This is a genomic window from Escherichia sp. 93.0816 (assembly GCF_013368855.2).
In the GTDB taxonomy this organism is placed as follows: domain Bacteria; phylum Pseudomonadota; class Gammaproteobacteria; order Enterobacterales; family Enterobacteriaceae; genus Escherichia; species Escherichia ruysiae.
Map to the genome: position 1 here is coordinate 1 of NZ_JABWNC020000041.1, position 9253 is coordinate 9253.

At 51.1% G+C, this 9253-nt stretch carries 11 protein-coding genes; all 11 read right to left on the minus strand.

What is annotated here, in order from left to right; genetic code table 11:
- Positions 1–219 precede the first annotated feature (219 nt).
- Entirely contained in the window at positions 220–1011 is a 792-nt protein-coding gene (cpoB, locus tag HEM79_RS21745) for a cell division protein CpoB (RefSeq protein ID WP_000097569.1), read from the minus strand.
- 9 nt (positions 1012–1020) lie between these two features.
- A complete protein-coding gene (gene pal / locus HEM79_RS21750) occupies positions 1021–1542 on the minus strand; it encodes a peptidoglycan-associated lipoprotein Pal (protein ID WP_001295306.1) in 522 nt (173 codons plus the stop codon).
- A gap of 34 nt (positions 1543–1576) precedes the next feature.
- Entirely contained in the window at positions 1577–2869 is a 1293-nt protein-coding gene (gene tolB, locus HEM79_RS21755) for a Tol-Pal system beta propeller repeat protein TolB (protein ID WP_010352214.1), read from the minus strand.
- A gap of 132 nt (positions 2870–3001) precedes the next feature.
- Complete coding sequence (gene tolA / locus HEM79_RS21760) at positions 3002–4270, minus strand: cell envelope integrity protein TolA (protein WP_176242741.1); 1269 nt, start codon at positions 4268–4270, stop codon at positions 3002–3004.
- Between the two features lie 64 nt (positions 4271–4334).
- Positions 4335–4763, minus strand: coding sequence for a colicin uptake protein TolR (tolR, locus tag HEM79_RS21765; protein ID WP_000124988.1), 429 nt, complete (start codon positions 4761–4763; stop codon positions 4335–4337).
- 3 nt (positions 4764–4766) lie between these two features.
- Positions 4767–5459, minus strand: coding sequence for a Tol-Pal system protein TolQ (gene tolQ / locus HEM79_RS21770; RefSeq protein WP_000131314.1), 693 nt, complete (start codon positions 5457–5459; stop codon positions 4767–4769).
- On the minus strand, positions 5456–5860 hold the full coding sequence (gene ybgC, locus HEM79_RS21775; RefSeq protein WP_001098384.1) for a tol-pal system-associated acyl-CoA thioesterase: 405 nt from the start codon (positions 5858–5860) through the stop codon (positions 5456–5458). Before ybgC ends, tolQ begins: the two co-directional genes overlap by 4 nt.
- 149 nt (positions 5861–6009) lie before the next feature.
- The gene (gene ybgE / locus HEM79_RS21780) at positions 6010–6303 is read right to left on the minus strand and encodes a cyd operon protein YbgE (protein ID WP_000034602.1); all 294 of its coding nucleotides are present in this window, start codon (positions 6301–6303) and stop codon (positions 6010–6012) included.
- Positions 6303–6416: a cytochrome bd-I oxidase subunit CydX gene (cydX, locus tag HEM79_RS21785; RefSeq protein ID WP_000270283.1), complete on the minus strand. Its 114-nt coding sequence runs from the start codon at positions 6414–6416 to the stop codon at positions 6303–6305. Before cydX ends, ybgE begins: the two co-directional genes overlap by 1 nt.
- A 14-nt stretch (positions 6417–6430) precedes the next feature.
- Positions 6431–7570 (minus strand): cytochrome d ubiquinol oxidase subunit II, encoded by a 1140-nt coding sequence (gene cydB, locus HEM79_RS21790; protein WP_176242738.1) that lies wholly within the window; start codon positions 7568–7570, stop codon positions 6431–6433.
- 15 nt (positions 7571–7585) lie between these two features.
- A complete protein-coding gene (gene cydA / locus HEM79_RS21795; protein WP_010345240.1) occupies positions 7586–9154 on the minus strand; it encodes a cytochrome ubiquinol oxidase subunit I in 1569 nt (522 codons plus the stop codon).
- Positions 9155–9253 lie beyond the last annotated feature (99 nt).

A 9253-nucleotide genomic window follows, 5' to 3' on the forward strand; every position in this document is an offset into this window, starting at 1 on the left:
AACCTGCGACCAATTGATTAAAAGTCAACTGCTCTACCAACTGAGCTAACGACCCACTTTTGCGTTGCTTTCGGTTTGTTTGATATCCCGTGGCAACGGCGGCATATATTACTGATTTCAGATTTGAGCGCAACAAAAATTTCGATGTAGATCACTCAACTGCTTATGATTCGCACGACACGACCAGAAATAATGCGACTTCTGGTCGTGTGTTATGCATTACATCGCGTTCAGACGTTTTTGCGCCTGTTTAGCACCATCAGTACCAGGGTATTTACTGATAACCTGCTGGTACACGGCTTTCGCTTTCGCGGTGTCACCTTTATCCTGCATGATGACGCCGACTTTAAACATCGCATCCGCAGCCTTCGGTGACTTCGGATAGTTTTTCACCACCGAAGCAAAATAGTACGCCGCATCATCTTTCTTACCCTTGTTGTAGTTTAACTGACCCAGCCAATAATTGGCGTTTGGCAGGTAAGTTGAATCAGGGTAATTTTTGATGAAATTCTGAAATGCCACCATCGCGTCATCCTGGCGGGATTTATCCTGTACCAGCGCAATAGCTGCATTGTAATCAGTGTTTGCATCGCCGCTTTTCACCGGCGCGCCAGCATTCGCAGTACCTGCATCAGCTGTTGGCGTCGTTGATGCCGCAGCACCGCTTTGATCGCCGCTGGTTGATTGCGCCGCTGCACCACCGCTGCTGAGGCTATCGATCTGCAACAGGATCTGCTTTTGCCGCTCCACGACCTGATTCAGTTGATACTGATTTTCCTGAATCTGACCACGCAGGGAGTCAATATCGGACTGATTATCAGAGAGTTGTTGCTGGAGTTGGGTTAAAAGCTGGCTGTGAGCATTAGAAATACGCTCAAGTTGAGTGACGCGGTCTTCGACCGAGCCTGAGCCGACACTACTGATTGGTGCCTGAGCAAAAGCGGCCCAGGGGGCCGCTATACCAACCAGTAACGACAGACTCAATAGTTGATGTCTGAAGTTACTGCTCATGCAATTCTCTTAGTAAACCAGTACCGCACGACGGTTTTTGGAGTATGCCGCTTCGTCATGACCCAGTACTGCAGGTTTTTCTTTACCGTAAGAAACGATGGAGATCTGGTCTGCAGAAACGCCTTTACCCTGCAGGTACATCTTAACGGCGTTCGCACGACGTTCACCCAGGGAGATGTTGTATTCCGGAGTACCACGTTCGTCCGCGTGACCTTCTACGGTGACTTTGTAAGACGGGTTGCTACGCAGGAAGTTTGCGTGTGCATCCAGCATTTGAGCGAAGTCAGAACGGATATCGTACTTGTCCAGATCGAAGTAAACGATGTTGTTCTGCTGCAGCTGTTGCATTTGCAGACGAGCCTGCTCTTCGGAAGACATATTGCCGTTGCCGCCGTTCGCATCCATACCAGTGCCGGCACCCAGCATGCCTTCGCTGCCGTCATTGCTGGCGTTCTTGTTGGAAGAACATGCCGCAATTGCCATAACAGGCAGAGCAATCATCAGCCCTTTCAGCACTTTGTTCAGTTGCATTTCAATGATTCCTTTACTATTCAATTAATTATTATCACAGATACGGCGACCAGGCAGGGAATTTGACCTGTCCATCAGTTGCCGGAAGACGCGCTTTGAAACGCCCATCTGTAGAAACCAAATTCAGCACGGATCCCATCCCCTGAGAAGAGCTGTAGATTACCATAGTGCCGTTAGGTGCCAGACTTGGCGTTTCATCCAGGAACGTTGACGACAGAACTTGTACGCCTCCCGTTACCAGATCTTGTTTGGCAATGTGCTGCTGCCCACCATTGGAGCTGACCATTACCATAAACTTACCGTCGCTGCTGACATCCGCATCCTGGTTCTGCGAACCTTCCCAGGTAATACGTTGTGGCGCACCGCCGTTGATATTCACTTTATAAACCTGCGGACGACCGGCCTGGTCAGAAGTAAATGCCAGGTTCTGGCTGTCCGGGAACCAGGTCGGTTCGGTGTTGTTGCTGCGACCGTCAGTCACCTGACGAATCTGACCAGAAGCCAAATCCATTACGTACAGGTTCAGGCTACCAGTTTTCGACAGAGCGAATGCCAGCTTGCTGCCGTCTGGCGAGAATGCAGGCGCACCGTTATGACGCGGGAATGAAGCCACCTGACGTACAGCGCCATTTGCCAGCGTCTGAATAACCAGCGCGGAACGACCGCTTTCGAAGGTGACATATGCCAGTTTAGAACCATCTGGTGACCACGCAGGAGACATCAGCGGCTGCGGTGAGCGATGAACCACAAACTGGTTGTAACCGTCATAGTCAGATACGCGCAGTTCATACGGGAACTGACCGCCGTTGGTCTGAACAACGTAGGCAATACGGGTACGGAACGCACCTTTAATGCCGGTCAGTTTTTCAAACACTTCATCACTGGCGGTATGACCAGCATAACGCAGCCATTGCTTGTTAACTTTATAGGAGTTCTGAGCAAGTACAGTACCCGGCGCACCGCCGGTATCAACCAGCTGATAAGCAACATTGTAAGAGCCGTCAGGATTTGGAGTGACCTGACCTACAACGACAGCATCAATGCCCAGCGCAGACCATGCAGCAGGTTGAACTTCCTGCGCACTACCCGGCTGCTGTGGCAGACGAGCGCGATCTAACGGATTAAATTTACCGCTGTTACGCAAGTCAGCAGCAACGATGCCACCAATATCTTCGGGTGCCGCGCCAGGCCCTGCCCACTGGAAAGGAACTACACCAATAGGACGACCGGAATCTACACCGCTGTCGATCACAATGCGGACTTCAGCGTGCAGAACTGATGCCCACAGTATGAGAAAACCAAATGCTACTCGTAATGCCTGCTTCATCATATCTCCCTTATCTGGACAGATAGCCCACGATAATTTAGCAGAATGTTAACAAACTCAAATACACAAAACTACCAGAACCCAGCGACAACCGATGTTTGATGTTAACCGCCGTGACGGTCAACATCGCGATTACGGCTTGAAGTCCAATGGTGCGTTTTTGAACACTTCATATACTGCCTGGCTTGGTGGTTTCGGGATCTTCGCAAGTTTAGCTGCTGCCAACGCAGCCTGACAAAGTGCGGGATCGCCACCTTCAGGTTTGATATCCAGTAACATGCCATCTGGCGCCAGTTTTATGCGCAGCGTACAGGTTTTGCCTGCATAGGACGATGCGTCATAGAACTTACTTTCGATAGCAGATTTAATCTGCCCGGCATAGTTATTGATATCTGCGCCTGATGCGCCATTGTTTTTAGTATTACCACTCCCGGCAGGCGAAGCATTGTTCCCTTTCGCCCCACCGCCGGTTTTCGGTGCATTCTTACCAGAGCTTAGCTCACCGAAAATATCATCTGCCTCTGCGGCAGCTTTTGCTGCAGCGGCTTTTTCAGCTGCTGCTTTTGCCGCTGCGGCTTTTTTGTCTGCGGCGGCTTTTTCTGCCGCTGCTTTCTTCTCAGCTGCTGCCTTTTCAGCAGCCGCTTTTTCTGCTGCTGCTTTTTTCTCGGCTGCGGCTTTCTCTGCTGCCGCTTTCTTATCAGCTGCAGCCTTTTCTGCCGCTGCTTTCTTCTCAGCTTCGGCCTTCGCTTTTTCAGCAGCTTCGTCTGCCGCTTTTTTTCTCGCTTCTGCTGCGGCTGCTTCTGCCGCTTCCGCTTTCTTCTTCAGCGCCGCCGCTGCTGCCTCGGCTTTTTTCTGTGCTTCAGCAGCGGCTTTAGCGGCTTCTGCTTCCGCTTTTTTCTTCGCGTCTGCAGCCGCTTTCTTCGCTGCTTCTGCGGCTGCTTTGGCATCCGCTTCAGCCTTCGCTTTAGCATCTGCTGCCACTTTCGCTGCTGCCTCTTCCGCTTGCTTCTGCTTTAACTCGGCCTGTTTAACGGCTTCTTCAGCCTGCTTCTTCTGTTCCTGAGCAACTAACCGCTCTTTCTCAAGTTGCTTCAGGCGTTCCTGTTCAGCCGCTTGTTTCTCACGCAGTTCTTCAGCTGCCTGCTGTTCCTTCATCTTGCGCTGCTCTTCGGAACGCTTCGCGCTTGATTCCTGGCTTTGCATGCGCTTGTACTGCTCAACTACCGCACCTGAATCAACCATTACGGCATCGATGGACGAACCACCGCCGCCACCGGCTGAAGCTTCTATATTCTCATCGAACGAACTCCAGATCAGCGCCGCAAATAAGATGACATGCAGCACTGCTGAAATAATTATCGCCCGCTTGAGCTTGTCGTTTTGTTCGGTTGCCTTTGACACTCTCGGTTCCCAAAAACTGTTCGCCTGTTACCCGCTCTCTTTCAAGCAAGGAAAACGCAGATGCTTAGATAGGCTGCGTCATTAAACCAACCGATTTCACACCCGCACTGTGTAACAAGTTCAGTGCTTTAATTATTTCATCGTAAGGCACATCTTTTGCGCCACCGATCAGAAAGACCGTTTTCGGATTAGCCTTGAAACGGCTGGATACTTCCGCCACCACCTGCTCTGGTGGTAAACGCTCCAGGCGATCCTTCTCAACCACCACGGTGTACTGACCAATACCAGATACTTCAACAATCACTGGCGGATTATCGTTGCTACTCACCGCCTGCGATTCAGTGGCGTCCGGCAGATCGACTTCTACGCTCTGGGTGATGATTGGCGCTGTTGCCATAAAGATCAGCAACAGCACCAAAAGCACGTCCAGCAACGGTACGATGTTGATTTCGGACTTGAGATCGCGACGACCTCGTCCACGTACTCTGGCCATGGCTTACCCCTTGTTACTCTCGCTAACGGTAAACGCCTGGCGGTGCAGAATCGCGGTAAACTCTTCCATAAAGTTGTCGTAATTCAGTTCCAGTTTGTTTACGCGCTGGTTGAGGCGGTTGTAGGCCATTACCGCCGGAATAGCAGCGAAAAGACCAATTGCCGTTGCAATCAACGCTTCTGCGATACCGGGAGCAACCATTTGCAACGTTGCCTGCTTCACTGCGCCAAGAGCGATAAAGGCATGCATGATCCCCCAGACTGTACCAAACAGACCAATATATGGGCTGATGGAACCTACCGTACCGAGGAATGGAATGTGCGTTTCCAGATTTTCAAGTTCACGGTTCATCGAGATACGCATAGCACGCGACGCCCCTTCCACTACGGCTTCCGGCGCATGGCTATTGGCACGATGCAGGCGCACAAATTCTTTGAACCCGCTGTAAAAGATTTGTTCCGAACCGGTGAGATTATCCCGTTTTCCCTGGCTCTCTTGATAGAGGCGGGAAAGTTCGATTCCAGACCAGAATTTATCTTCAAACGCCTCAGCTTCGCGTGCTGCAGCGTTAAGAATACGGGTCCGCTGGATAATAATGGCCCAGGATGCGATTGAAAAACCAATCAAAATCAACATGATAAGTTTAACCAGAAGGCTAGCCTTCAGGAACAAATCAAGGATATTCATGTCAGTCACTGCTTAAACTCCGCGACAATAGACTTGGGAAGCGCACGAGGCTTCATTTTGAGTGGGTCAACGCAAACAACCAGAACCTCAGCTTCATTCAGCAAAGTATTCTCGGCGTTGACAATACGTTGCGTGAAAACCAAAGAGGTGCCACGCATTGATGTTATTTCAGTCTGTATTTCGAGCATATCGTCGAGCCGCGCAGGTGCGTAATATTCCACCGTCATTTTACGTACCACAAAGGCAACGCGTTCAGCCATCAGCGCCTGTTGACTGAAGTGATGGTGACGCAGCATCTCTGTGCGTGCTCTTTCATAAAAAGCGACGTAACTGGCGTGGTACACCACACCACCGGCATCGGTATCTTCATAGTAGACGCGAACCGGCCATCGAAACAGCGTTGTATTCACTTTACATCCCGGTAATGCAACAAAAGTTAGAACTTTTAAACGCTGCTACTATACGCGTGCGATTGAGGTTTGGGAATGAGGGCAAGTTAAGGGAGCGTAAAAATTTATGGACTGTTGAAGGTCCATAAATTTTTAAAGAGAATTCTGATTTAAAAGAAGAAGAAAATCAGCCCGACAATGAGAACAATATCGGCAAGCAGTGGGCAAAAAATCCCTTGCCAAAGAACCTTCTGCGGACGAAAACCCACGCCGTGAATCACGCCAGCACAGACGGCCCACATCAGCAATAAACCATGCCAGATTTCCAGTTCACTGGTCTTCGCGGCAAAACGTGACGGGTCCCAAAACATACATCCTGCTAACAGAAGCGCCATCACGAAGGAAAGCGCCCGCAGGGGGCGCTTGTCCATTACCGCATACAAAGTTGCGATAATTTTACTCATTAGCTGTCTTCTTGACCGGCTTTGCCTGATTCGACGTGCTCAAGCGCCAGCGCGGTGATTACCCCAAATGAACAGGCAAGAAGCGTTCCCAGAATCCATGCGAAATACCACATTATTAGCTCCTTACTTAGTACAGAGAGTGGGTGTTACGTTCAATGTCTTCTTTGGTGATACGTCCGAACATTTTCCAGTAACACCAGGTGGTGTAGAGAAGAATGATCGGAACCAGAACCACCGCAACCCAGGTCATGACGTTAAGCGTCAGCTGGCTGGAAGTTGCATCCCACATCGTCAGACTTGCATTCATCATGGTGCTGGACGGCATCACAAACGGGAACATTGCAATACCGGCAGTCAGGATGATGCAGGCCAGCGTCAGGGAGGAGAACACAAACGCCCACGCGGCTTTATCCATACGTGCAGTCAGGATGGTCAGCAGCGGCAGAACAACACCCAGCGCCGGAATGGCCCACAGAATCGGCATATTGTTGAAGTTCACCAACCATGCGCCAGCTTCACGAACAACCTCTTTATTCAGCGGGTTAGATGCTGCGTAATGGTCCATTGTCGATTTAACGACATAACCGTCGATACCGTACATCACCCACACGCCAGCCAGTGCGAAGCAGATCAGTGTCACCAGCGCCGCCACCTGTGCAGTTGCACGGGTACGCAGGTGCAGTTCGCCCACGGTACGCATCTGCAGATAGGTCGCGCCCTGAGTAATGATCATCCCTACGCTCACCACACCGGCCAGCAGGCCGAACGGGTTAAGCAACTGGAAGAAGTTACCGGTGTAGTACAGACGCAGATATTCATCAACGTTGAACGGTACGCCCTGCAACAGGTTACCGAACGCCACACCAATCACCAGCGGCGGAACGAAGCTACCTACGAAGATGCCCCAATCCCACATGTTGCGCCAACGGGTGTCTTCAATCTTGGAACGGTAATCAAAACCGACCGGACGGAAAAACAAAGACGCCAGTACGAGGATCATCGCGACATAGAAGCCGGAGAACGCAGCGGCATAAACCATCGGCCAGGCAGCGAACAGCGCGCCACCTGCGGTGATCAGCCATACCTGGTTACCGTCCCAGTGTGGCGCGATAGAGTTAATCATAATTCGACGCTCGGTGTCGTTACGACCGAGGAAACGGGTGAGCATCCCCACCCCCATGTCGAAACCGTCAGTGACTGCAAAACCAATCAGCAGAACGCCAACCAGCAGCCACCAGATAAAACGCAATACTTCATAATCGATCATTTGACGACTCCTGTCTTAGCGTGCCGGCTGAGTAGTCGTGGAAGACTGCTCAAAGTGATAGCGACCGGTTTTCAGGCTGCTTGGGCCAAGGCGTGCAAATTTGAACATTAAGAACAATTCTGCCACCAGGAACAGGGTATACAGGCCGCAAATCAGCACCATCGAGAAGATGAGATCGCCTGCAGTCAGCGACGAGTTTGCTACTGCGGTAGGCAACACTTCACCGATAGCCCACGGTTGACGACCATATTCAGCAACGAACCAACCCGCTTCTACAGCAATCCACGGCAGCGGAATACCGTACAGCGCGGCGCGCAGCAGCCATTTTTTCTCGCCAATGCGGTTACGGATTACACTCCAGAAGGAGAGCGCGATAATTGCCAGCAGCAGGAAGCCACACGCCACCATGATACGGAACGCGAAGTACAGCGGCGCTACACGTGGAATGGAGTCTTTGGTTGCCTGTTGAATCTGCGCTTCAGTCGCATCTGCCACGTTTGGCGTATAGCGTTTCAGCAGCAGACCGTAACCGAGGTCTTTCTTCATGCTATTGAACTGGTCACGTACAGCCTGATCGGTGGAACCAGAACGCAGTTGTTCGAGCAGAGAGTACGCTTTCATCCCGTTACGAATACGTTCTTCGTGCTGCACCATCAGTTCTTTCAGGCCGATAACCGGTGTATCCACGGAACGCGTTGCGATAATACCCAGCGCGTAAGGGATCTGGATCGCAAATTTGTTCGTCTGCTCTTCCTGATCAGGAATACCAAACAGAGTAAAGGCGGCAGGCGCAGGTTGAGTTTCCCACTCGGCTTCAATAGCAGCCAGTTTGGTTTTCTGCACATCGCCCATTTCGTAACCAGATTCATCACCCAGAACAATAACAGACAGGACGGCAGCCATACCGAAGCTGGCAGCGATAGCAAAGGAGCGTTTTGCGAAGGCGAAGTCACGACCTTTCAGCATATACCATGCGCTGATACCGAGGATGAACATCGCGCCAGTCACATAACCAGACGCTACAGTGTGAACGAATTTCACCTGAGCAACCGGGTTAAGCACCAGCTCGGAGAAGCTCACCATCTCCATACGCATAGTTTCGAAATTGAAATCGGACGCGATTGGGTTTTGCATCCAGCCATTCGCAACCAGAATCCACAGAGCGGACAGGTTTGAACCGAGCGCCACCAGCCAGGTGACACACATATGCTGAACTTTACCCAGACGATCCCAACCGAAGAAGAACAGACCTACAAAGGTGGATTCGAGGAAGAAGGCCATCAGACCTTCGATTGCCAGCGGCGCACCGAAGATATCCCCCACATAGTGGGAATAGTAAGACCAGTTAGTCCCGAACTGGAACTCCATGGTCAGACCGGTTGCCACACCCAGAGCAAAGTTGATACCAAACAACTTGCCCCAGAACTTGGTCATATCTTTATAAATCTGTTTGCCGGAAAGGACGTAGACCGTTTCCATAATGGCCAGCAGGAACGCCATACCGAGCGTCAGCGGCACAAAAAGGAAGTGGTACATCGCGGTCAAGGCAAACTGTAAGCGCGACAGTTCGACTATATCTAACATCATGACTCCTTGCTCATCGCATGAAGACTCCGAGAGTGAACCCCGTTAGAAAGGGTCACACGCATGCCCCAATACAAAATTATTTGCTCGCCCCTATCG

Bases quoted from the DNA above. Each gene is read 5' to 3' on its own strand.
- cpoB (WP_000097569.1), bottom strand. From the start codon at position 1,011: ATGAGCAGTAACTTCAGACATCAACTATTGAGTCTGTCGTTACTGGTT.
- pal (WP_001295306.1), bottom strand. From the start codon at position 1,542: ATGCAACTGAACAAAGTGCTGAAAGGGCTGATGATTGCTCTGCCTGTT.
- cydA (WP_010345240.1), bottom strand. From the start codon at position 9,154: ATGTTAGATATAGTCGAACTGTCGCGCTTACAGTTTGCCTTGACCGCG.
- tolR (WP_000124988.1), bottom strand. From the start codon at position 4,763: ATGGCCAGAGTACGTGGACGAGGTCGTCGCGATCTCAAGTCCGAAATC.
- tolB (WP_010352214.1), bottom strand. From the start codon at position 2,869: ATGAAGCAGGCATTACGAGTAGCATTTGGTTTTCTCATACTGTGGGCA.
- cydB (WP_176242738.1), bottom strand. From the start codon at position 7,570: ATGATCGATTATGAAGTATTGCGTTTTATCTGGTGGCTGCTGGTTGGC.
- cydX (WP_000270283.1), bottom strand. From the start codon at position 6,416: ATGTGGTATTTCGCATGGATTCTGGGAACGCTTCTTGCCTGTTCATTT.
- ybgE (WP_000034602.1), bottom strand. From the start codon at position 6,303: ATGAGTAAAATTATCGCAACTTTGTATGCGGTAATGGACAAGCGCCCC.